General features: G+C 52.8%; 1 pseudogene. It reads left to right on the top strand.

Annotation, left to right across the window (positions count from 1 at the left end):
* Nucleotides 1-17: 17 nt before the first annotated feature.
* Nucleotides 18-1,310: pseudogene (locus tag PsAD37_RS11310) on the top strand (IS3 family transposase); the annotation flags it as partial.

Below are 1,310 nucleotides of genomic sequence, written 5' to 3'. Positions count from 1 at the left end.
TAGATTAGGAGTGAACAATGGGGCAATACACGAGGACCGCCAGCGCTGCAGCTGAGAAGGCGGTTAAAGACATCCAGCACAAGACCCGAAAGCGCTATTCCACTGAAGACAAGATTCGTATCATTCTGGCTGGACTGCGCGGTGAGGACAGTATTGCCGAGTTGTGCCGACAAGAAGGTATCTCACAGGGGCTTTACTACAGCTGGTCGAAGGAGTTTCTGGAAGCTGGTAAGAAGCGACTTGCTGGTGATACGGCCCGTCAGGCCAGCTCCGGTGAGGTCAAGGTGCTGCGCAAAGAAGCACGCGATCTCAAGGAGGTGGTCGCCGAACAAGCTCTGGAGCTGCGGCTTCTTAAAAAAGCATGCTCGAGGATGGGGGAGACGGCGAATGAGAAATCCCACCCACGAGAAGTTGGAGATTATCCGGCTGATTGAAGGATCACATCAGCCAATCAAGCGCACGTTGGAGCTGCTGAGTATTCCACGCTCAACGTTCTATGTTTGGTATGATCGCTATCTGGAAGGCGGTGTTGAAGCGTTGGAGGACAGAGTTTCACGTCCCGCCAAGATCTGGAGAACCGTATTCCCGATGAGATCAGAGCGCAGATTATCGAGATGGCGCTAGACGAGCCAGATTTGTCACCACGAGAGCTCGCGGTCCGCTTCACAGACACAAAAGGCTATTTTGTTTCAGAAGCTTCCGTCTATCGGTTGCTGAAAGCGCAGGACCTTCTTACCTCACCGGCCTATGTGGTCATCAAGGCCGCTGATGAGTTCAGGGACAAAACCACGGCTCCAAATCAGCAGTGGCAAACCGACTTCACCTATTTCAAGATCATAGGCTGGGGGTGGTTTTATCTGTCCACCGTGCTTGATGATTATTCCCGCTATATCATTGCCTGGAAGCTGTGCACCACAATGAAAGCCAAGGACGTCACCGACACTCTTCAGTTGGCGCTCGATGCCTCAGGCTGTGACCAATCAAAGGTGCTTCATCGACCGCGCCTGCTTTCTGACAATGGCAGCTCATACGTCTCGTCGGACTTGGCCGAATGGCTGGAGGAAAAAGATATGAAGCATGTCAGGGGTGCTCCTTATCATCCGCAAACCCAAGGCAAGATCGAACGCTGGCATCAAACCATGAAGAACCGCATCCTGCTCGAGAACTATTACATGCCAGGGGATCTGGAAGCCCAGATTGAAAGGTTCGTCGATTACTATAATCACCACCGCTATCACGAGAGCCTTGGGAACGTAACCCCGGCTGATGCCTATTGGGGACGCCATAAGCAGGTCCTGGAGCACAGGCAG

Origin of the sequence: Pseudovibrio sp. Ad37 (genome assembly GCF_001623075.1) — a bacterium.
In the GTDB taxonomy this organism is placed as follows: domain Bacteria; phylum Pseudomonadota; class Alphaproteobacteria; order Rhizobiales; family Stappiaceae; genus Pseudovibrio.
This window is presented reverse-complemented; position numbering and strand designations above follow the sequence as displayed.